This window comes from Amycolatopsis sp. 3B14, assembly GCF_050958625.1.
GTDB lineage: Bacteria > Actinomycetota > Actinomycetes > Mycobacteriales > Pseudonocardiaceae > Amycolatopsis_E > Amycolatopsis_E thermoflava.
The window spans coordinates 1-19,893 of record NZ_JBHZEN010000041.1; the positions used below are offsets into that span (position 1 = coordinate 1).

27 protein-coding genes and 1 tRNA gene are annotated in these 19,893 nt (G+C 71.7%); 15 read left to right on the forward strand and 13 right to left on the reverse strand.

The annotated features are described in order from the left end of the window. Positions 1-45 precede the first annotated feature (45 nt). Positions 46-303 carry a helix-turn-helix domain-containing protein gene (locus ACCP09_RS22845; protein ID WP_027934250.1) on the reverse strand — a complete coding sequence of 86 codons (258 nt, stop codon included), beginning with the start codon at positions 301-303 and terminating at the stop codon, positions 46-48. A gap of 72 nt (positions 304-375) precedes the next feature. Between ACCP09_RS22845 and ACCP09_RS22850 the strand changes: the two genes are divergently transcribed. After that, entirely contained in the window at positions 376-660 is a 285-nt protein-coding gene (locus ACCP09_RS22850) for a winged helix-turn-helix domain-containing protein (RefSeq protein ID WP_027934251.1), read from the forward strand. Here the strand turns inward: ACCP09_RS22850 and ACCP09_RS22855 are convergent. After that, a complete protein-coding gene (locus tag ACCP09_RS22855) occupies positions 657-1,712 on the reverse strand; it encodes a J domain-containing protein (protein WP_027934252.1) in 1,056 nt (351 codons plus the stop codon). The genes ACCP09_RS22850 and ACCP09_RS22855 overlap by 4 nt on opposite strands. Positions 1,713-1,766: 54 nt before the next feature. Here ACCP09_RS22855 and ACCP09_RS22860 point away from each other — a divergent pair, with 54 nt between their 5' ends. Further along, on the forward strand, positions 1,767-2,339 hold the full coding sequence (locus ACCP09_RS22860; RefSeq protein ID WP_433749986.1) for a hypothetical protein: 573 nt from the start codon (positions 1,767-1,769) through the stop codon (positions 2,337-2,339). Here the strand turns inward: ACCP09_RS22860 and ACCP09_RS22865 are convergent. From ACCP09_RS22865 to ACCP09_RS22875, 3 genes are read right to left on the reverse strand one after another with little or no spacing between them, the layout of a single operon-like run. Beyond that, a complete protein-coding gene (locus tag ACCP09_RS22865) occupies positions 2,323-2,715 on the reverse strand; it encodes a DUF2237 family protein (protein WP_017984611.1) in 393 nt (130 codons plus the stop codon). The two genes, ACCP09_RS22860 and ACCP09_RS22865, sit on opposite strands and share 17 nt — an antisense overlap. Then, positions 2,712-3,215, reverse strand: coding sequence for a GNAT family N-acetyltransferase (locus tag ACCP09_RS22870; protein WP_433749989.1), 504 nt, complete (start codon positions 3,213-3,215; stop codon positions 2,712-2,714). The genes ACCP09_RS22865 and ACCP09_RS22870 overlap by 4 nt, the downstream gene beginning before the upstream one ends. Positions 3,216-3,222: 7 nt before the next feature. Beyond that, positions 3,223-4,611 (reverse strand): MFS transporter, encoded by a 1,389-nt coding sequence (locus ACCP09_RS22875; protein ID WP_433749992.1) that lies wholly within the window; start codon positions 4,609-4,611, stop codon positions 3,223-3,225. A 103-nt stretch (positions 4,612-4,714) separates the two neighbouring features. Between ACCP09_RS22875 and ACCP09_RS22880 the strand changes: the two genes are divergently transcribed. Genes ACCP09_RS22880 through ACCP09_RS22895 form a run of 4 tightly spaced genes read left to right on the forward strand, consistent with a single transcriptional unit; the run spans position 4,715 to position 7,344 of the window. Next, entirely contained in the window at positions 4,715-5,257 is a 543-nt protein-coding gene (locus ACCP09_RS22880; protein WP_020421544.1) for a UGSC family (seleno)protein, read from the forward strand. Then, positions 5,254-6,294, forward strand: a complete 1,041-nt coding sequence (locus ACCP09_RS22885; RefSeq protein WP_433749995.1) for a hypothetical protein — start codon at positions 5,254-5,256, stop codon at positions 6,292-6,294. Before ACCP09_RS22880 ends, ACCP09_RS22885 begins: the two co-directional genes overlap by 4 nt. Beyond that, positions 6,291-6,527, forward strand: coding sequence for a hypothetical protein (locus ACCP09_RS22890; protein WP_017984607.1), 237 nt, complete (start codon positions 6,291-6,293; stop codon positions 6,525-6,527). Before ACCP09_RS22885 ends, ACCP09_RS22890 begins: the two co-directional genes overlap by 4 nt. Beyond that, a complete protein-coding gene (locus ACCP09_RS22895; RefSeq protein ID WP_378336361.1) occupies positions 6,517-7,344 on the forward strand; it encodes an SDR family NAD(P)-dependent oxidoreductase in 828 nt (275 codons plus the stop codon). The genes ACCP09_RS22890 and ACCP09_RS22895 overlap by 11 nt, the downstream gene beginning before the upstream one ends. Here the strand turns inward: ACCP09_RS22895 and ACCP09_RS22900 are convergent. Together ACCP09_RS22900 and ACCP09_RS22905 are read right to left on the reverse strand one after the other, a co-directional pair. After that, the gene (locus tag ACCP09_RS22900) at positions 7,341-8,678 is read right to left on the reverse strand and encodes an MFS transporter (protein ID WP_378336362.1); all 1,338 of its coding nucleotides are present in this window, start codon (positions 8,676-8,678) and stop codon (positions 7,341-7,343) included. The two genes, ACCP09_RS22895 and ACCP09_RS22900, sit on opposite strands and share 4 nt — an antisense overlap. A 112-nt stretch (positions 8,679-8,790) precedes the next feature. Continuing rightward, positions 8,791-9,429 (reverse strand): TetR/AcrR family transcriptional regulator, encoded by a 639-nt coding sequence (locus tag ACCP09_RS22905; RefSeq protein ID WP_020421539.1) that lies wholly within the window; start codon positions 9,427-9,429, stop codon positions 8,791-8,793. Between the two features lie 65 nt (positions 9,430-9,494). Between ACCP09_RS22905 and ACCP09_RS22910 the strand changes: the two genes are divergently transcribed. Further along, a complete protein-coding gene (locus ACCP09_RS22910; RefSeq protein ID WP_431909112.1) occupies positions 9,495-11,282 on the forward strand; it encodes a bifunctional sugar phosphate isomerase/epimerase/4-hydroxyphenylpyruvate dioxygenase family protein in 1,788 nt (595 codons plus the stop codon). Here ACCP09_RS22910 and ACCP09_RS22915 read toward each other — a convergent pair. Continuing rightward, a complete protein-coding gene (locus tag ACCP09_RS22915; protein WP_431909115.1) occupies positions 11,270-11,611 on the reverse strand; it encodes a putative quinol monooxygenase in 342 nt (113 codons plus the stop codon). The genes ACCP09_RS22910 and ACCP09_RS22915 overlap by 13 nt on opposite strands. A gap of 83 nt (positions 11,612-11,694) precedes the next feature. Between ACCP09_RS22915 and sigK the strand changes: the two genes are divergently transcribed. Continuing rightward, positions 11,695-12,288, forward strand: a complete 594-nt coding sequence (gene sigK / locus ACCP09_RS22920; protein WP_027934261.1) for an ECF RNA polymerase sigma factor SigK — start codon at positions 11,695-11,697, stop codon at positions 12,286-12,288. Further along, the gene (locus ACCP09_RS22925) at positions 12,285-13,010 is read left to right on the forward strand and encodes an anti-sigma factor (protein WP_433750003.1); all 726 of its coding nucleotides are present in this window, start codon (positions 12,285-12,287) and stop codon (positions 13,008-13,010) included. Before sigK ends, ACCP09_RS22925 begins: the two co-directional genes overlap by 4 nt. Before the next feature lie 752 nt (positions 13,011-13,762). Here the strand turns inward: ACCP09_RS22925 and ACCP09_RS22930 are convergent. Continuing rightward, positions 13,763-14,221 (reverse strand): nuclear transport factor 2 family protein, encoded by a 459-nt coding sequence (locus tag ACCP09_RS22930; RefSeq protein WP_433750006.1) that lies wholly within the window; start codon positions 14,219-14,221, stop codon positions 13,763-13,765. A gap of 76 nt (positions 14,222-14,297) precedes the next feature. On the opposite strand from ACCP09_RS22930, the gene ACCP09_RS22935 reads away from it, so the two are divergent. From ACCP09_RS22935 to ACCP09_RS22950, 4 genes are all read left to right on the forward strand, one after another. Beyond that, complete coding sequence (locus ACCP09_RS22935; RefSeq protein ID WP_378365546.1) at positions 14,298-14,744, forward strand: SRPBCC family protein; 447 nt, start codon at positions 14,298-14,300, stop codon at positions 14,742-14,744. 26 nt (positions 14,745-14,770) lie between these two features. Further along, positions 14,771-14,956 (forward strand): KTSC domain-containing protein, encoded by a 186-nt coding sequence (locus ACCP09_RS22940; protein WP_228685101.1) that lies wholly within the window; start codon positions 14,771-14,773, stop codon positions 14,954-14,956. A gap of 102 nt (positions 14,957-15,058) precedes the next feature. Further along, positions 15,059-16,444 carry an alkaline phosphatase PhoX gene (locus tag ACCP09_RS22945; RefSeq protein WP_433750011.1) on the forward strand — a complete coding sequence of 462 codons (1,386 nt, stop codon included), beginning with the start codon at positions 15,059-15,061 and terminating at the stop codon, positions 16,442-16,444. A 63-nt stretch (positions 16,445-16,507) separates the two neighbouring features. After that, positions 16,508-17,299: an aminotransferase class IV family protein gene (locus tag ACCP09_RS22950; RefSeq protein WP_433750014.1), complete on the forward strand. Its 792-nt coding sequence runs from the start codon at positions 16,508-16,510 to the stop codon at positions 17,297-17,299. Between the two features lie 6 nt (positions 17,300-17,305). On the opposite strand, the gene ACCP09_RS22955 is transcribed toward ACCP09_RS22950, so the two are convergent. Next, positions 17,306-18,196, reverse strand: a complete 891-nt coding sequence (locus ACCP09_RS22955) for an NmrA family NAD(P)-binding protein (RefSeq protein WP_123685015.1) — start codon at positions 18,194-18,196, stop codon at positions 17,306-17,308. Between the two features lie 86 nt (positions 18,197-18,282). On the opposite strand from ACCP09_RS22955, the gene ACCP09_RS22960 reads away from it, so the two are divergent. After that, positions 18,283-18,633 (forward strand): MerR family transcriptional regulator, encoded by a 351-nt coding sequence (locus tag ACCP09_RS22960; protein WP_027934269.1) that lies wholly within the window; start codon positions 18,283-18,285, stop codon positions 18,631-18,633. Between the two features lie 40 nt (positions 18,634-18,673). Here ACCP09_RS22960 and ACCP09_RS22965 read toward each other — a convergent pair whose 3' ends face one another. After that, positions 18,674-18,799 carry a hypothetical protein gene (locus ACCP09_RS22965; protein ID WP_433750019.1) on the reverse strand — a complete coding sequence of 42 codons (126 nt, stop codon included), beginning with the start codon at positions 18,797-18,799 and terminating at the stop codon, positions 18,674-18,676. A gap of 113 nt (positions 18,800-18,912) precedes the next feature. Then, positions 18,913-18,986: transfer RNA gene (locus ACCP09_RS22970), tRNA-Leu, on the reverse strand. 101 nt (positions 18,987-19,087) lie between these two features. Here ACCP09_RS22970 and ACCP09_RS22975 point away from each other — a divergent pair. Then, on the forward strand, positions 19,088-19,309 hold the full coding sequence (locus tag ACCP09_RS22975) for a DUF3618 domain-containing protein (RefSeq protein WP_017984592.1): 222 nt from the start codon (positions 19,088-19,090) through the stop codon (positions 19,307-19,309). Positions 19,310-19,313: 4 nt separating this feature from the next. Here ACCP09_RS22975 and ACCP09_RS22980 read toward each other — a convergent pair whose 3' ends face one another. Beyond that, on the reverse strand, positions 19,314-19,793 hold the full coding sequence (locus ACCP09_RS22980; RefSeq protein ID WP_027934270.1) for a hypothetical protein: 480 nt from the start codon (positions 19,791-19,793) through the stop codon (positions 19,314-19,316). Positions 19,794-19,893: the final 100 nt, after the last annotated feature.

Here is a 19,893-nt window from a genome sequence, read left to right on the forward strand (position 1 = left end):
TTCGTTGCCGGCTTGCGTTGCCGGCCGGCGGTTTCTTGGTGGTGCTCACCGGTCCCGGTCGTCCAGCAGTTCCGCCGGGTGCACTCCCATTGCCTCGGCCAGGCGGAACAGTGTGTCGAGCGTGATGTTGCGCGTCGGGCGTGGGGAGCCTTGCGCGAGTCTCGAACGTTCGAGTTCGGCGATCACCGAGCGGGACACCCCGGCCCGGTCCGCGAGGTCGGCCTGGCTCAGGTCCCGGTCCCGCCGCAGCCGCCGGACACGCGTTGCCAGCGCCCGCAGCCGGGCGTCCAGTGCCTCCTCCATCGTCACAGCGACGCAGCCTACCAACGGTCCCGCCGAGCCGACTTTTTGTCTTTTCTATGCTACCGTGGAGGGGTGAACAGAGAACTCTCCGCCACCGGCCCCGCCTACCTCTACGACCTCGTCGCCGACGACCTGGCCCGTCGCATCGAGACGGGGGAGCTCGCGGTCAACACGCCGCTGCCGGCCGAACAGACGCTCGCCCGGCAGTACGGTGTCTCGCTCGGCACCTGCCGCCACGCGACGAAAGTCCTGCGCGACCGTGGGCTCGTGCGCACGATCCCGTCCAAGGGCACCTTCGTCGCCGAGCGGCCCAACCGCGCGGCCGTCTACTGCTTCGAGCCGTACCTCGTGGCCTAGACGACCTGTGCGCGCACCTTGCGCAGCAGCCGCACGTCCACGCGCGCCGGCTCGGCGGCCAGCCAGTCGCCGATCACCTGCACGAACTGGTCCGGCGTCATCGGCGGCGCGGGCACGTCGAAGTCCTCGTCGGTGGTGATCTCGCCCGTCCGGCTCGGGTACACGATCAACGCGCCCCGGATCTCCGCGCCCGGCAACAACGCGCGGAAGGCGTCAAGAGCCTCCGGCAGCTGCGTCGCCCCGCCGCGGAAACGACGGTTGTCCCGCCACAGCTCCCCGTACTCGTCAGCCGCGTAGTGCCCGGGCAACCACGTCTTCGACTCGATCAACACCAGCCGCCGCCCCGCGAGCACAGCATGATCGATGTCGGCGAACACCGAACCCGGCCACGCCAGCCCATGGAAGATCCGCGCCCCCGGCAACCGGGTCAGGTACCGCTCCAGCAGCTCCGCCGTCAACCGCTCGCCCCACTGGTCCGGCTCCGAACCGGGCGCGCCGAACACGACCGTGCCACCGAACTCGTCATCCACCGCGCGCTCGGCCCGCGCCATCTCCCGGTGCTGCCGCACCAACCAGATCGCCACCGCCGACGCCAGCACCAGCCACACCGCGACAGCCAGCGCGCCCGCCATGATCGGCAGCACCACCAGCAGCAACCACGCCAGCAACAACGCCGCCGGAGCGTGCCCAGGCGCCGCCCGGTCCCCGGTCCGCGCCTTCTCCCGAGCCGCGTCCCACCACTCCAGCGCATCCGGGTCCAGCACCGGCAACTCGGCCGTGAAACTCGGGTCCTCACCCAGCTTCCGCCCCGGCCGCCGCGCCCGCACCGGCGACGAGGTCGCGGCCGCACGATCCAGCGCCCGGTCGTACGCCGCGCGCTGCAACGGGTCCACCAGCACCTCGTAGGCCTGCCGCAACGCCTGGAACTCGTCGGGCGAACCACCGGCGTCCGGGTGCGCGGAGCGCGCCCGCTGCCGGTACGCGGACTTGATCTCCGACGTCGAGGCACGCCGGTCCACCCCGAGCAGGTCGTAGTAGCCCTCGCCACGCACGCGGTCACTTTATGTGGTCTCCGATTTCGCGCCACATGTGGCTAGAGTCAGCCGATGGTCCTCGACATCACGGACAGGCTGGGCATCCGCACCGGCCGCCACGTCGCGCCCGCCGGGCTCGCCGCGATCGTCCTCGGGGCCGCCCTCTTCGTCCTCCCACCACACAGCACCCTCGCCGCGATCGCGCTCGCACTCGCCGGCGGCGCAGCCTTCGCGCTCGGCACCGCCCGCCGAGCGAGCGGCCGGTGGTGGGCCCTCGTCGCCGGCCTGATCAGCGCGGCACTCCTCTTCGCCGCGCTGACCGTCGCCGGCCGCGGGCTCGCCCTCCGCGCCTTCGGCCAGGCCGAGACGTGCACGGTCACCGACCGCGTCATGATCGAGACCGGCGCCCGCTACCACCACTACGGCTTCGTGCACACGCTCGCCTGCGGCAGCGGCACCCTCACCATCCGCACCGACCCCGGCGACCGCGTGCCCGTCGGGACCGCGGTGCCGATCCTGACCAGCGACCTCATCGAACCGGACTTCGCCGACCGGCACTCCCTCCTGCTGGAGGTGCCTGCCGTGCTCGGGTCGATCGCCCTGACCGCCCTGCTCGTGCGGCGTTCCGTCAGGTCAGCGAACTAGGGTCCGCCGGCACGTCCACCGCGTGCCGCTGCAGCGCCTCCAACGGCACGACGTCCAGCGCCCGCTCGTGCGTGGACGCCAGCACCACCGGCGCGGCCACCCCCGCCTCGAACGCCTGCAGCCACCGCGCGGCCACCACGCACCAGCGGTCACCGGGCTGCAACCCGGGGAAGCCGTACTCCGGGCGCGGCGTGGACAGGTCGTTGCCGACCCCGCGCTGGTACTCCAGGAACTCCTTGGTCACCACGGTGCACACCGTGTGACTGCCGAGGTCGTCGTCACCGGTGGTGCAGCACCCGTCCCGGTAGAAACCCGTCATCGGATCGGTGCCGCAGGGCTCGAGTTCGCCGCCCAGAACATTGCGATCGGTCGTCATGGCAGTCCGTGCTGTCGTATCCAATCGTCCTTGGCCAGAGCGTACTCGACGTCACCGTGTTCGGCCCCCGGAAGCGGGTCCGGCCAGTCGTCGTGGAACGTGCGCACGTACCGCAAACCGGACTTCTCCATCACCCGCCGCGACCCGGTGTTCACGGCCATGGTGAACGCCACGACCCGCTCGACCCCGCCCTCGGCGAACCCCCGGGCGATCAGCGCCCGCGCGCCCTCGGTCGCGTAGCCGCGGCCCCAGAACCGCCGCCGCAACCGGTAGCCGAGTTCCACCTCGCCGCCGCCGAGCGGGCGGAACTCGAACCAGCCGGTGAACTCGCCGCTCGCCTTCTCGACCGCCGCGAAGTACCCCTCCCGCCCGGCCACGTCCCCGGCGGCGGCGTCGCCCAGGTAACGCATGACCTCGGGGTCGCTGTTCAGGTCGGCCACGAGGTCCGCGTCGGCGGGCGTGAGGGGCCGCAGGATCAGCCGGTCGGTCTCCAGGCGCACGCCCCGATCATGCCCGCACCCGCTCCGCCGAGTCCCGCCCGGCGCTGATCGCCGTCAGGGAACGGCCCGTCGTCGGGATGGCCAGGTAGAAGATGATCAGCGCGGCGAACACGTACCCGGCGGCGAGCACCAGCATCGACACGTGCGGGCCCGCCGCGGCGACCGCCACCAGCACGACCGACTGCAGCACCCCGCCGGTCTGGCCCAGCCCGCCGGCCAGCGAACCACCGCTCGCGCGGGCGTGCGTCGGGAACACCTCCGCCGCGTAGGAGAAGCCGGGCACGAACAGGATCGGCCCCGCGACCTGCGTCAGCACCGACCCGAGCACCACCGCGGCTGGGTGGCCGGAGGTGACCGTGACCAGCAGCGGGCTCAGCGTCGCCAGAGCCAGGCCCAGCACGATCAGCTTCTTGCGCTCCACCCGGTCGATCACGAACGGCATGACGCAGTAGGTCGCGACCCCGGCCAGCGTCCCGATCGCCAGCAGCATCGTCCCGCTCGACAGGGACAGCCCGAACTCGGTGAGGATCGTCGGCTGGAACGTGATCGTCGCCCGCACCGACCACTGCACCCCGAACCAGAACCCGATCACCACCAGCAGTCGCTGCAGGTAGGGCGGGCGGAACAACAGGCGCAGCGGGAACTTCTCGCCCTCGGTCTCCGGCGGCACGTCCGGGACCGCGGGCAGCGCGTGCCCGGCCGCCGCCACCCGGCGCTCCAGCGCGGTCGTGATGCGGTCGGCCTCGTCCAGCCGCCCGCGGGTGGCCAGCCAGCGCGGCGACTCCGGGATGATCGGCTCCCGGGTGAAGAACATCAGCACCAGCGCGACCGCCCCGACGCCGAACAGGATCCGCCACCCGACGTTCGCCACCGGCACCAGCGCGGTCGACAGGAACGCGGCGGCCACCGCGGCCACTCCGGACCAGAACACGTTGTAGGCGAGGTACTTCCCGCGCCGCGCGGCCGGGGAGAACTCCTGCACCAGCGCGGTCACCACCGCGATCCCGCCGCCGGTGGCGAACCCCGACAGCACGCGGAACACCAGCAGCGACGGGGTGTCCCAGGCGATCGCGGTCAGCAGCGCGGTGACGGTCAACGCGCCGAGGCCGAGGAAGAACGACCGTTGCCTGCCCAGGATGTCGCCGAGGAACCCGAACAGGATCGCGCCGAGCGCGGTGGCCACGAGATTTCCGGTCAGCATGACCGTCACCTGGGTTGCCGTCAGGTGGAAGTGCTCTTTCAGCACGGGCAGCGAGTAGCCCACGATCGAAACGTCATAGATGTCGACGAAGTACGCGATGCCGAGGATCGCGAACGCGGCCTTCGGCAGTCCCCAGCCGGGGAGGCGGTCGATGCGGGCGTTGATCACGGCGCTGCCGCAGAGATCGGCTGGCAAGGCGGAGGTCCCTTCTTCCGGTGACGCGTCAGGCCATTACCGATCACGGCCGCGGAACCGGCAAGCGGGGTCACCGCCCCACGGAAGACAAGGAGTCGCACCGATGGTTGAGGCCATACTCGATCCGACGGGCGGACGGCGCGCCGTCGCACAGGGCGCCGCGGTGCTCACGCCGAACCGGCTCAAGCTGGCCGGCGCGACGATCGGGCTGCTGGAGAACACCAAGAAGAACGCGGCGCCGTTCCTCGCCGAACTGGGCAGGCTGCTCGTCGAGCGGCACGGCGCGGCCGGGGTGGTCGCCCGCACCAAAACCGCGTTCGCCATGCCGATCCCCGAGGAGCAGCTGGCGGAGCTGGCCCGGACCTGCGACGCGGTGATCACCGGCGTCGGCGACTGCGGCTCGTGCAGCGCTTCCGCGGTCGCGGACGGGATCGCGTTCGAACGCCACGGCATCCCGGCGGCGGTGATCTGCAGCGACGCGTTCATCGTGACGGCCGACGCGATGGCCGGGATGCGTGACGCGACCGGTTACCGCTACGTCGTCACGCCGCACCCGGTGGCGGTGCTCGGGCCGGACGAGGTCCGCAAGCGCGCCGAGGAGGCGCTCGACGACGTCGTCGCGATCCTGACCTCGGTGGCGTCGTGACCGCGCCCGATCCCGTCGTCGCCCAGGAGGCGATCGAGTACTGCTACGAGCAGGGCTGGACCGACGGGCTCCCGGTGGTGCCCGCGTCGCGCCCATTGGTCGATGAGTTCCTGGCGCGCACGAGCCGCGCTCCGGAGGAGGTGATCGGCCGCGTCGAGCAGCTGGACCGCGAGTGCACCGTCGAGCAGGCCGCGATCAGCGCGGCGATGGCCGGGTGCCGTCCCGAGTACTTCCCGGTCGTGCTGGCCGCGTGGGACGCGCTGATGCTGGACCGCGCCGCCCGCGGCGGCGGCTGGCAGAGCACCAGCGGCCCGTCGCCGATGCTCGTCGTCAACGGGCCGGTGCGCCAGGAGCTCGGGTTCAACAGCACCGGCGGCGTGTTCGGGCCCGGCTTCCGTCCGAACGCGACAGTGCCGCGCGCGATCGGCCTGATGGTGCGCAACGCCTTCGGCATCCACCCGCACGTCCTCGAACAGGCGACCCAGGGGCTGCCGGGCCGGTGGCAGATCTGCTTCGGCGAGAACGAGGAGGAAAGCCCGTGGGAGCCGCTGTCGGTGTCGGCCGGGCTCGGGGACGGGGTCAGCGCGGTCACCGCGATGCTGCTGCGCACCGTCGAGTACGTCGACAACCGGCACACGCAGGACCACGAGCAGGTGCTGTGGGACCTGGCCGACACGATGTCCCGCACCGGCGCGCTGATCTTCCGCGAGGCCTCCTACGGGCTGGTGCTCGGGCCGGAACACGCCCAGCTGCTCGCCAAGAACGGGATGTCCAAACAGGACGTGCAGGCGTGGATGATCGAACACGTCGGACGCACCGGTCGGGATCTGCGGCGTGCCGGCAAGAGCGCGGGTGAGAAGCACGTGCGGGGCGCGTCCGAGTCCACTGACGGCGACGACGAGTTCCAGCGGTTCCTGCCGTCGCCGCGGCACGTCCCGGTGGTCGTGGCGGGTTCCCGCAACGCGGCGATGTCGATGGTGGTGCGAGTGTTCGGCGAATGGTCCGGGAACGCGGTGGCGGTGGAGGGAACGACATGATCGACCAGACCGGCCTGGCGGCGATGCGCACGACGCTCGCCGCGGACGGCTACGCCCTCGACGTCGCCGAGGAGGGCGGCCGGGTGGCGGTGCGGATCTCGGTGGCCGATCCGGCCGCGTGCGCGGACTGCCTGGCGCCGGAGCCGATCATGCGCGGCATCCTGCACCAGTCGCTCGGCGTGCCCGAGCAGGTGATCGACCTGACGTACCCGGGAGACGACGATGACCGGTGACCCACTGGCCGCGGCGGGTCCACTGTGGATGGCCGGCCGCCGCGCGATCGTCAGCGGCGGCGGGCTGTCCGGTTCGGCGGGCGGCGTCGGCTACGCGGTGAGCCGACTGTTCGCCGCGCAGGGCGCCCGCGTCGCGGTGCTGGACCGCGACCCGGCCGCGGGCAAGCGGACAGTGGCCGACATCGAGGCCGACGGCGGCGAGGCGATCTTCATCCAGGCCGACCTGACCCGGGACGAGGACTGCGAGCACGCCGTCGCCGCCACCGCCGAGGAGTTCGGCGGCGTGGACGCGCTGGTCAACAGCGCCGCCTCGGGAGATCGCGCCGGGGTCTTCGACGTCACGCCGGAACGGTGGGACGAGCTGATCGCGCTCAACCTCAAGACCGCCTGGATGATGACGCGCCACGCGGCGGAAGCGATGACCGGCGGCGGGGCGGTCGTGAACATCTCGTCCGCGGCGGTCACCGCGGCCGGGCCCGGCACGGTGTACGGCATCGGCAAGGCCGGTGTGGAGCACTTCACGCAGGGCGCCGCCTCGACGCTCGGACCGCGGGGGATCCGGGTCAACTGCGTGCGGGTCGGCGCGATCTGGTCCTCGATGGCGGCGCGCGACCTGCCCGAGGAGATGCGGGAGCTGCGGGCGAAGGGCGTGGCGCTGCAGACGGAGGGCACCGGGTGGGACATCGCGTACGCCGCGTTGTTCCTGGCCAGCGACCGCGCCCGGTGGGTGTCGGGCGCGGTCCTGCCGGTCGACGGAGGCGGCCCGCACCGCGCAGGCTTCCCGAGCCGCTCCGCCGACGCCGCCCGCACCCGCTAGGCGGGGGCCCCGCCCGGGGAGGCCACCGGTACCCGTCCGCCGTCGGCGTCCTTGCGGCCCAGGTCGGCGGTCGGGACCCGGTAGTTGTCCCGGCCGGTCAGCACCGCGATCACGTTCACCAGGCACAGGCCAGCGGTGAAGATCGCGACGCCCACCCAGTTCGCGCTCTTGTCGCCGGCGATGGCGGCGGCGATCGTCGGCGTGAACCCGGCGATCGCGAACCCGATCTGCGTGCCGATCGCCATGCCGGACAGCCGCACCCGCGCCGGGAACATCTCGCCGTAGAACGCCGGCCACACCGCGTTCGTCGCGCTGTAGACGACGCCGAACATCAGGATGCCCACGACGAACACGAGCACGTAGTTGCCCGAAGCGATCGCGCCGAGGTAGGCGAAGATCAGCACCCCGCAGCCCAGCGACCCGCCGATGAACACCGGTTTGCGCCCGACCTTGTCGGCCAGCATCGCCCACAGCGGGATCGCGCCGAGCGCGACGACGTTGGCGAGCACGCCGACCCACAGCATCGGGGTGCGCTCCAGGCCGGCGGAGTTGACCGCGTAGGACAGCGCGTAGACGGTGAAGATGGTGCTGACCGCGGCGATCACGGCCGCGAACACGACCCGCAGGACGTCGGCCCAGTGGTCGCGGAACAGCACCGCGACCGGCAGCTTAGCCTGCCCCTTGCCGGCCACCTCGCGCTCGAAGACCGGCGTCTCGTCCAGCTTGCGCCGGATGACGAACGCGGCGACGACGACCAGCGCGCTGGCCCAGAACGGCAACCGCCAGCCCCAGCTCTGCAGCGCGGCCGTCGGCATCGCGGCGACCGGCAGGAACACCGCGGTCGCCAGGATCTGCCCCGCCTGCGTGCCGGACAGCGTCCAGCTCGTGTAGTACGAGCGGCGGTTCTCCGGCGCGTGTTCGAGCGACATCGAGTTCGCCCCGGCCTGCTCACCGGCCGCGGACAGCCCCTGCAGCAGGCGCAGGACCACCAGCAGCACCGGGGCGAGCACGCCGACCTGCTCGTACGTCGGCAGGCAGCCGACCAGGAACGTCGAGGCGCCCATCAGCAGCACGGTGAAGACCAGGACCTTCTTGCGGCCGAACCGGTCGCCGATGTGGCCCAGGATGAACGCGCCGATCGGACGGGCGACGTAGCCGACCCCGAACGTGGCCAGCGCCAGCAGCGTGCCTGCCGCCGGGTCCGAGCTGGGGAAGAAGATCTTGCCGAAGACGAGTGCGGCGGCCGTGCCGTAGATGAAGAAGTCGTAGTACTCCAACGCGCTTCCGACCCAGGCGGCCACCGCTGCCTTGCGGGGCTTTCCGTGCTCGACCACGTCCACGCTCCTGTCGCTCCGTTGCGGACCGGGTTAATGTACCGTCTGGTTACGTACCAGATGGTGAGTTAGCCGGACGAGGCTTGTCAACCCGGAGAAGGGGACGAAACGCTCAGTGCGCGGTCAGGTACTCGACCAGCAGGTCGCCGAGCATCTTGCGGTAGTGCTCGCGCCGGCCGGGGTCGAGCATGTCGCGCTTGAAGATGGCGTTGAACGTGTGCCGGTTGGCGGTGCGGAAGATGCAGAACGCGCTGATCATCATGTGCACGTCCAGCGCGTCGACGTCCTCCCGGAACGCGCCGGCGGCCCGGCCGCGTTCCAGGATGCGGGTCAGCACGTCCAGCGCGGGGTTGGCGAGCGTCGAGAGCACCTCGGAACGGCCGATGTGCTCGGCGTTGTGGATGTTCTCGATGCTCACCAGCCGGATGAAGTCCGGGTGCGACTCGTGGTGGTCGAAGGTCAGCTCGGCGAGCTGTCGCAGCGCCTCGACCGGGTCGAGGTGGTCGACGTCGAGTTCCTGCTCGCGGGCGCGGATGCCGGAGTAGGCGCGTTCGAGCACCGCGATGTAGAGGCCTTCCTTGCTGCCGAAGTAGTAGTAGAGCATCCGCTTGGTGGTGCGGGTCTTCGCGGCGATCTCGTTGACCCGCGCCCCGGCGTAGCCCTGGTCGGCGAACTCGCGGGTCGCCACGTCGAGGATCTCGGCGCGGGTGCGCTCGGCGTCGCGCAGGCGTTCGGCGCTTTCGGTCGGCATATGCGCACCGTAGGACTCACCGACTGGTTCGACCAACACCGGCCCGTGCGAGAGGAGCCCCGGCCATGAGGCGAGGGATCGCGACCGTGTGCCTGTCCGGCACGCTCGAAGACAAGCTGACCGCGGCGGCGGCCGCCGGCTTCGACGGCGTCGAGATCTTCGAGAACGATCTGGTCGTCTCGCCGCTGTCGCCGGCCGAGGTCCGGCGCCGCTGCGACGACCTCGGGCTGTCGGTGGACCTGTACCAGCCGTTCCGGGACTTCGAGGCGGTGCCGCCGCCGGTGTTCGAGGCGAACCTGCGCCGCGCCGAGCGGAAGTTCGACGTGATGGAGCAGCTCGGCGCCGACACGATGCTGGTGTGCTCCTCGGTGTCGCCGGACGCCGTCGACGACGACGATCTCGCCGCCGAACAATTGCATACACTCGGTGTACGAGCTGCTCAGCGCGGTATGCGCGTTGCGTACGAGGCGCTGGCGTGGGGCCGGTTCGTCGACACCTACGACCACTCGTGGCGGATCGTGCGGCGCGCCGACCACCCGGCGGTCGGCCTGTGCCTGGACAGCTTCCACGTGCTCTCCCGCGGCAGCGACCTCGCGCTGATCCGGACGATCCCGGGCGAGAAGATCTTCTTCCTGCAGCTGGCCGACGCGCCCCGGCTGCACATGGACGTCCTGCAGTGGAGCAGGCACCACCGGCTGTTCCCCGGGCAGGGCGCCTTCGATCTGACCGCGTTCGTCGGGCACGTGCTCGCCACCGGCTACTCCGGGCCGCTGTCGCTGGAGGTCTTCAACGACGTGTTCCGGCAGGCCGATCCCCGTCGCGCGGCGGTCGACGCGATGCGGTCGCTGCTCGGGCTGGAGGAGTCGCTCGGGGAACCGGCGATCGCCGCGCCGGAACTGACCGGGCACGCGTTCACCGAGGTGGCCGTGGACGAGACCACCGGCCCGCAGCTGGCCGCGGCGCTGACCGCGATGGGCTTCGCGCACACCGGGCAGCACCGGTCGAAGCCCGTGCAGCTGTGGGCCCAGGGCGAGGCGCGGGTGCTGCTCAACGCGACCGGCGGGCCCACCGAGATCAGCGCGCTGGCGGTGGAGAGCGCGGACCCGGCGCGCTCGGCGGAGCGGGCGGAGTCGTTCCACGCGCCGGTGCTGCCCCGCGAGCACCGAGCGGGGGAGGCGGACCTGTCCGCGGTGGCCGCCCCGGACGGCACGGCGGTGTTCTTCTGCCGAGACGGCTGGCTGTCGGACTTCACGCCGACCGGTTCATCCGCCGCGGGCGCCGGGTTGCTGGGCACCGACCACGTGTCGTTGAGCCAGCCGTTCGACAACTTCGACGAGGCCGCGTTGTTCTACCGCACGGTGCTCGGGCTGCACCCGGAGATGCCGACCGAGTTCGCCGCGCCGTTCGGCCTGATCCGCAGCCGGGCGGTCACCAACCCGGCCAACACGGTGCGGATCGCGCTGAACGTGGCGCTGCTGCGCCGCGGCGAGTGGGCGCCCGGCGTGCCCGACCCGCAGCACATCGCCTTCACCAGCGACGACGTGCTGGCCACGGCCAAGGCGATGCACGCGGCCGGCGCGCCGTTGCTGGAGATCCCGGCCAACTACTACGACGACCTGGACGCCCGGCTGGCCCCGCCGCCGGACCTGCTCGCCGCCCTGCGCGAGTACTCGGTGCTCTACGACCGCGACGAGCACGGTGAGTTCCTGCACTTCTACACCGAGGTTCTGGGTTCGCGGGTGTTCTTCGAGGTGGTCCAGCGCATCGGCGGCTACCGCGGCTACGGGGCCGCCAACGCGCCGGTGCGGATGGCCGCGCACCGGCGGCTGCGGCTGGCGCGTCAGTCCGGCTGAGCGAAGACCTCGGGGTAGGCGGTGAACACCGGGTTCGCCGCCACCCAGTCCCACAGCTCGTCGTTGATGTCGCCGTAGATCTCCGCTTCCACCATGTCCGCGCACTCGCCGCCGCGCTCGAGCAGGGCCGCTCCGCGGTCGTTGTGCGCGAAGGCGGCGTCCACGTCGGTGTACTCCTCGATGACGACGTAGCTGCCCGGCTCACCGGAGAACCAGCGGTAGGTCAGCGTGCCCGGCTCGCTCGCGGCCTGGTCGCGCAGCGCGCGGGCGACCTCCTCGAACCCGTGGTGGTCGTGGACGTCGAAGCGGGCGCGCACGTAGAAGCTCATCCCCGAATCCAACCAGTGATCCGGCCCATCCGGTCCCGTTTCGGCGCCGAACACAGGGCGTCGGTGTGAGGGAGGATGACGGGATGGACGATCCGGTCCGGGCGATGCGCCCGGCCGCGCCGGGGCAGGCGGGCCCCTCGCCCGAGGACCTGATGGCTCAGGTCGCGCGGGGGAGCGAGGCGGCGTTCGAGCAGCTCTACGACGTCGTGGCCGGCCCGGTGTTCGGTGTGGTGCGGCGGGTGGTGCGCGACGTGGCCCAGTCCGAGGAGGTCGCGCAGGAGGTCCTGGTCGAACTGTGGCGCACCGCGGCGCGGTACGACCGCGGGCAGGGCAGCGTGCTGAACTGGTCGCTGACCTTGGCGCACCGCCGCGCGGTCGACCGGGTGCGGTCGGCGCAGGCGCGCACCGACCGCGAGCAGCGGGCCGGTGCGATGGCGCCGGGGCGGGAGTTCGACGAGGTGATGGAGGCGGTCACCGCCCGGCTGGAGCGGGAGCAGGTGCGCCGCTGCCTGAACGGGCTGACCGAGCTGCAACGCGAGTCGATCATGCTGGCCTACTACGGCGGCCACACCTACCCGGAGGTCGCGGACCTGCTGCAGAGTCCACTCGGGACGGTCAAGACGAGGATGCGGGACGGCCTGATCCGCCTGCGCGACTGCCTGGGGGTGACGCGGTGAACCCGGACGTCCACATGCTGACCGGCGCGTACGCCCTGGACGCACTCGACGAGCTGGAGCGGCGCCGGTTCGAGGAGCACCTCGCCGGGTGCGCGGACTGCGAGCGCGAGGTGGCCGAACTGCGCGCGACGACGGCCCGGCTCGGGGCCGCGGTGTCCGAGACGCCGCCCGCGACGCTGCGGGACCGGGTGCTGCGGGACGTGCGCGAGGTCCGGCAGGAGCCACCCGGCCGCCGGGCGCCGACACGTGGTTCCCGTAGCTGGACGACACGCTTTCTCGCGGCGGCGGCCGTGATCGCGATCGCCGTCGCCGCGGTGGCCGGGGTCCTCGCGGTGCGGGCGGACCGGCAGCTGGAGACCGCGCAGGCGCAGTACGCGGCAGTGACGCAGCTGCTGGCGGCGCCCGACGTGCAGACGCTGGACGGCGCGGACGCGGGCATCCCGGGCGAGGCGCGGATGGTGATGTCGCCAAGCCAGGACCGGGCGATGCTGATTATGACCGGAATGCCCGACCAGCCCGCCGAGGTGACGTACCAGGCGTGGACGATCGACGCGGCGGGCCCGCACCCGGCCGGGGTGATGGGACACGCCGGGACGACCGGTGCGCCGCTGATGCTGGCGGGCCTGACGGGGGTGCGCACGGTCGCCGTGACGATCGAACCAGCCGGCGGCTCGGAGCAGCCGACCAGCGCGCCGGTGGTGCTGTTCACGATGCCGGCGTGACGGTGGGCCGGGATGTGAGCCCGGGTGGTGCCCGGTGGCCGGGGTGTTTCGGCGGTGGGTGCCGCCGCACCCGCGGAAGCATTTCCACACCACGCAATGCCGGATTCACTGGGCGGCCGCCGCACGGCGAGCGGCTGGTGGCTGGCGCGGGTTGCGGCTCCGCGGTGGCTCGGCCACTGGGTGCCGCCGCGTGGCGGTGGCTGGTGTGTGGGTGGCGGTTGCGGCGTGGTGGGGTCCCCGGTGCTGCGGCTGCTGTGCGTCGCCGCATCGGCGGGCGGTTGGTGAGTGGTCGGGGTGCTTCGGCCACTGGGTGCCGCCGCGTGGCGGTGGCTCGTGTGTGGGTGGCGGTTGCGGCGTGGTGGGGTCCCCGGTGCTGCGGCTGCTGTGCGTCGCCGCACCTGTGGGCGGCCCGGTGCGTGGCCCGGGGCGCTCCGGCCGCCGGTTGCCGCCGCGTGGCGGTGGCTCGTGTGTGGGCGGCGGTTGCGGCGTGATGGTGGCCCGGGGTTGCCACGGCTGCTGAGCCTCGCCGCACCTGTGGGCGACCGGTGCGTGGCCCGGGGCGCTCCGGCCGCCGGGTGCCGCCGCTCCGCGGCGGATCCTGCGTGGGGTGGCGGGTTGCGGCGTGATGGTGGCCCGGGTGCTCCAGTTGCCGAGCGTCGCCGCACTCGCGGGCGGCTGGTGAGTGGGCGGCCACCGCCGCATCCATCAGCGCTGGCCATCACCCGACAGCGCTGGCGTTGGCGAGCGGGAGATCATCGCCGCAAGCGGCGTCGTCCGATGAGGGGGCCCAGGCCGGACCGCCACCACGCCGGCCACGCGCCGGGCCGTCCCGCGACGGCCATCGCGACCGGCATCGAGTCGAAGAAGGAGTCCCGGCGCGTCACGCGGCCGTCGGCGGTCAGCCACAGCTCGTCCACGGCCCGGAAGGCGAGCGGCTTGCCGCGCAGGGTTCCGCTCAGCCGCAGCTCGATGAACAGCCGGTCCTCCCGGCCCGCCCACGACAGCACCTCGCCCCGCAGGTCCGGCAGGAACCCCAGCAGCCGCTCGGCCTCCCGCCCCCACCCCTGCCTGCCCCGCGTCGGCGGCACCATCGGCTGGTTGAGCTCGACGTCTTCGGCCAGCAACGCGTCCCACGCCTGCGGGTGCGGCCGCGCCCAGCCCTCGGCGAAGGCCGCCACGGCCTTCTCGTGCACGGCGGTCCAGTCGGTCATCGTCGACCTCCTTCTTGCAACGGTTGCAAAAAGTATACGGTTCGAAAACCGGGCAGGCTGAACTACCCTCGAATTCGTGCCAGTCGACGTCCGCACCGAAATCGTGGTCGCGCTGCCCAGGGAAAAGGTGGCGTCCTACGCGGGCGACCCGTCGAACGCGCCCGAGTGGTACGCCAACATCCTGGACGTCGAATGGGAGACCCGCCCACCGCTGCGCGAGGGCACCCGGCTCGGATTCGTGGCGCGTTTTCTCGGCCGGACCCTGCGGTACACGTACGAGGTGATCGAACTCGTGCCCGGCGAACGGCTCGTGATGCGCACGGCGCAGGGCCCGTTCCCCATGGAAACCACCTACAGCTGGGAATCCCTGGACGCGCACAGCACCCGCATGGTGCTGCGCAACCGTGGCGAGCCGAGCGGATTCGCGAAGGTGGGCAGCCGGATGATGGCCGCGGCGGTGGAACGCGCGAATCGCAAGGATCTGCGCAGGCTGAAGAACCTGCTCGAAACCGGACGACCCTAGTGCGCCGCCGCCCCGTTTCCTCCAGTGTGCTCGCTTCGGTCGGGTACGACGCGGCGCGCCGCATTCTGGAGGTGGAATTCCTGCACCACGGGATTTACCGGTACGTCGGCGTGGAAAGCGCTATCTTCCGCGCGTTGCTGGCCGCGGAGAGCAAGGGCCGCTACTTCCAGGCCCGCATCCGTGACCGCTACCCGCACGAGCGGCTCGCCTGAACCGTTCGCCGGCCGTTCGCCTGCGCGTCGTCTGCGGTCCCCGCCCGGGTCGGAATCGGCGGTTTTGATCCCTTCGCACGGTTCCCACCACAGGAGGTCGTCATGGCTCCACTTTCCCGGCGTGATCTGCTGCGCACCGGCGCGGCGAGCGGTCTGGGCGTCATCGTCGCGGGCAGCGTCGACGCGATCGCGGCGCCCGCCGCGGCCGCGCAGGTCGCCCGCGCCACCGGCTACGGCCCGCTCGTCGACGACCCCGCCGGCCTGCTCGCGCTGCCGAAGGGCTTCCGGTACAAGGTGATCGCGCAGTCCGGCGTGACGAAGCTGGAGACCGGCGAGTTCACCCCGAGCGACCCCGACGGCATGGCGTGCTTCCGCAGCGGCCGGGACTTCGTGCTGATCAACAACCACGAGATCGGCGGCAGCGAGCCGCACCGCACGCCCGCGCTGGCGGGCCTCACCTACGACCCGGGCGCAGGTGGCGGCACGACGACCATCGTGGTGGACCGGGAGGGCAACCGGAAGAGCGAGTACGTCAGCCTGGCCGGCACGCACAACAACTGCGCGGGCGGCGAGACCCCGTGGGGCACGTGGCTGACCTGCGAGGAGACCGAGCAGCGCGCCGGTGGCGTGTACCAGAAGGACCACGGTTACGTGTTCGAGGTGGACGCGTTCGACCGCGACGCGAACCTCGAGCCGGTCCCGCTGAAGTTCCTCGGCCGCTACTCGCACGAGGCCGTCGCCGTCGACCCGAAGACCAGCGAGATCTACCTGACCGAGGACGCGAGCGGCCCGAACGGCCTGTACTTCCGCTGGGTGCCGCCGAAGGGTTTCCGCGGCGGCAAGGGCGCGCTGCGGGCGCTGGCGCTGTCCGCGGGCGGTGACACGGCGGGCACGTTGCAGGCGATGAGCGCGTTCAAGGGCAGCAGGCACATCGACGACCTGTCCGAGGCGACCACGCCGGGCACCCGCTACAAGGTCCGCTGGGTCGACGTGCCCGACCGCGACGCACGCACCGTGTCGGTGCGCAAGCAGTTCGAGCCGGGCCAGGTGACCCACAGCCGCAAGCTGGAGGGCGCCTACTGGGGCGACGGTGGGGCGTACTTCGTCGCCAGCTACGCCCGGATCAGCGACGGCAGCGTCAACGAGCACGACGGCCAGGTGTGGTTCTACGACCCGCGCGCCGAAACGATCGAGCTGAAGACGATCTACGGCGTGAACCCCGACCCGGAGGCCGACACGGACTACGACGGGCCGGACAACATCACCGTGTCCCCGCACGGCGGCCTGATCCTCGCCGAGGACGGGGAGGGCCTGAGCCACCTTGTCGGCGTCACGCGGGACGGCAAGTCGTACCCGCTGGCGCGCAACGACCTCAACGACAGCGAGTTCACCGGGCCGGTGTTCAGCCAGGACGGGCGGATCCTGTTCGCCTGCATCCAGAGCCCTGGCCACGTCTTCGCGATCACCGGCCCCTGGGGCGACCGCTGACCGGGTGATCCAGCTCATCACCGCTGGAGCCTCACACCGGTGTGAGGCTCTAGGTTCGGCGGCATGAGCGTTTTCGTCGTCCACCGCAACGGCCGTCCGGCCACCACCGGGGATCTGGCCCCGCTCGCCTTCGCCGGGTACGCCCACTTCACGGCGATGCAGGTGCGCGGCGGCCGGATCCGCGGTCTCGACCTGCACCTGGACCGGCTGCGTGCCGCGTCGGCCGAGCTGTTCGACCGCGCCCTGCCGGACGACGTGGTGCTCGCGCACCTGCGGGCCGCGTTGCGGGAGGGTCCGGCGGACGTCTCGCTGACCGCCACCGTGTACTCGCCGGAGTTCTCGGCAGCGGACGTCTCGCCCGAACTGCTGGTTCGCACCGGGCCGGCCACCGACGGCCCGGCCGGCCCGCTGAGCCTTGCGACGTTCGAGTACGAGCGGGTTCTGCCCGCGTTCAAGCACGTCGGCGAGGTGGCCAAGACGTACTACCCGCGACAGGCGGTGGCGCGCGGCTTCGACGACGCCGCGTTCGTCGACCGCCACGGCCGGCTCACCGAGGCGTCCATCTGGAACCTGGCGTTCTGGGACGGAGCCTCGGTGGTCTGGCCGGACGCGGCGGTCCTGCGCGGCATCACGATGGGGATCCTGCGGCGGCAACTCGACCGGTTGGGCGTGCCGCAGCGATCGCAGGTCCTGACCGCGGCCGATCTGCCCGCGATGCGCGGGGCGGTGGTCATGAACTCCTGGACACCCGGCGTGGCGGTGCGCCGGATCGACGACGTGGAGCTGGACACGCCGGAGTCCTTTGTGGAGCTGCTGCACCGCGCCTATGCGGCGGAGCCGCTGGTCGCCCCGTGACGGCGGTCAGCGTGCGAAGCGCCGGGCGAACTCCGCCACACCGGTCGGCCGGACAGCGGGGTAGCGGTCGTTGTCGAGCGGCTCGAGCTTGGCTTTCCCGGTGACCATCGCCCAGACGTACTGCAGGGCGACGAAGTCGGCGGGACCGGTGGCGACGGCGCGGCGCCGCCGGATCTCGGCTTCGAGTTCGGAGACGTCGCCGCGCACGCGGAGTTCGAGACGCCTGCCCGAGCCGCGCTGCAACGCCTCGTGGAACTCCTTCATCGTCAGCACGTCCCCGGCCACGCGAACCGGCCGCCCGGCGACGGCCGGATCGAGCGCCACTTCGGCGGTGTAGGCCGCGGTGTCCGCCACCGTGGTGAAGTCGCAGGGCTGGTCGCCGTCGCCCCAGTAGGCGAACGTGTCGTTGTCCCAGTCGACGATCTCCAGGAACGGCGCGGTCATCACCTCGGTGAACGCGCCGTTCAGGACCGAGGTCACCTGCACGTGGGTGCCGTCGAACGCCTCGTGAGCCCGGCGCCGGTGGTCGAGGAAGACGTTGTCGCCGTCGTCGAGGCGGAACAGGTCGACGGCGAAGTCCGACGGGATCAGCCGCGGCACCCCGGCCTTCTCGGCGGCACGCAGCAGGGTCGTCTGCCCGTCGACCACGACGTCTTCCCCGCCCTGCAGCGCGGAAATCGCCACGTCGGCGCCTTCGAGCAGCCGGGCGAGGCGTTCCGGCCCGTCGGTGAGCGAGCCTTCCGCGATCACCACGCCCTTGTCCGCGAGCGCGTCGACCACCTCGCGCTTGCTGGAGGGCCGGACCAGCGCCCGGACGCGGACGTCCCGCTCCAGCAGGCTGTCCACGATCGCCCCGCCCAGCATGCCGGTCGCCCCGGCCACCAAAACCTCTGTCACTGCCGTTCCTCTCGTCACCTTGACGTGTCCGGCGTCGAAGCTAATCCTTGAAATCAGTTACAAGGTCAAGTCGCGGAGGCGGACGGATGCGCATCGGTGAACTCGCGCGGCGAACCGGGGTGGACGAGCAGCTGCTGCGGTACTACGAGAAGCAGGGGTTGCTCCGGCCCGAGCGGACGCCGAACGGATACCGCGACTACGCCGAGGAGGACGTGACGGCGGTGCGCCGCATCCGCGAACTGCTCGCGGCCGGGCTGACGACGGCCGGGATAGCCGAGATCGGCACCTGCGTCCGGGGCGAACCGCCGACCCCCGCCTGCGACGGGGTGCTGGAGCGGCTCCGCGCGGAACGGTCTCGCATCGACGCCGCGATCGCCCGGTTGCAGGGCGCACGAACGGCACTGGACACGGTGATCGAGCGCCGCGACAGCGCCTGACGTCCGGCGGGCGCTGTCGGCGAACTTTGGAGAACAGACCTCAGCTGCCGAGGGACGAGCGCAGGCGGTCGAGAGTGTCCTGGTATTCCTCGTAGGCGTAGAAGCCCGAGCCGAGCACATAGAGCGAGTTGAGCACGGCGACCGCGGCGATAGATGCACCAGCCATGCCGGGCGCGGATCGCGATCACCAGCTGTCGGCGCGGCCTGGGATCGTGGCGGCGTGGCACTCAGCGTTCCGTAACGCTGATGGCAGGAGCGCGCGTGTAGGTAGGGATTGTGTGGGCCCGGAGAGACTCGAACTCTCACTGGCATGGACCTAAACCATGTGCCTCTGCCAATTGGGCTACGGGCCCCGACGCCACCAGCCTAGCGCCCGGGCCTCGTACGGCGTGGCCGGTGCCGCCCGTCGCGGGGCGTGATCTACGGTTGTGCCCTGCGAAGGTGAGGAGGACCTGTGGCTCGCGACCCGGACACCATCGAGCGGGAGATCGTGAAGGCCCGCGAAGCGCTTGCGTCGACGTTGGATCAGCTGGGCGAGAAGGCCAGCCCCAAGCGGCTGGCCGACAACGCCAAGACGACCCTGCGCACGAAGTTCGACGACCCCAAAGTCAAGTTCCCGCTGATCGGGGTCGGCGTGCTCGTCGCCGCACTGCTGGTGCGCAAGCTCTTCCGCTGAGGGCTCAGGCCCGCGCGGCCGGCGTGCTCGCGGCCGCGGTCACCTTGATCGACGAGGTGGCCGCCGGCTGCGGCGCCGCCGGCTTCGCGGCCGTCAGCGCATCCCCGATGTTCGCCGTCAGCTTCGCCTTCGGCTTCTTGTCCGGCTTGGGCGCCGGCTGCTCTGGTACTTCAGCCGGTGCCTCCTCCGCCGTCGACGCCTCCGCGGCCGCGGCCGGCTCCGGAACCTCGATCGGCGCCGGCTCGGGCCGCGACAGCCGCGCGGTCATGTACGCGGCCGTGAACTCCAGCGCGCTGCCGTTCAGCAGGTGGACGACGGTGGCCCCCTTCGCCTCCGCGCCCAGCTCCTCGACGAACTGGTCGACCCGGTCCCGCGCCGCGATGATGCCCGGCGCCCGCGCGGTCAGGCTCCTGCCCTGGCCGGTCACGGTGACCGCCCAGTCGTCGTCCTCCGGCACGTAGATCGCCGTGATCGGTACCGCCATGAGTCTCAACACCCCTGCCGCTCTCGGCTGCAACTCCACTTTGAGGGAGCAATCCGAAGCCTCTTCATGACGCCGATCGCGTTCATCCGATCGGGCGTGC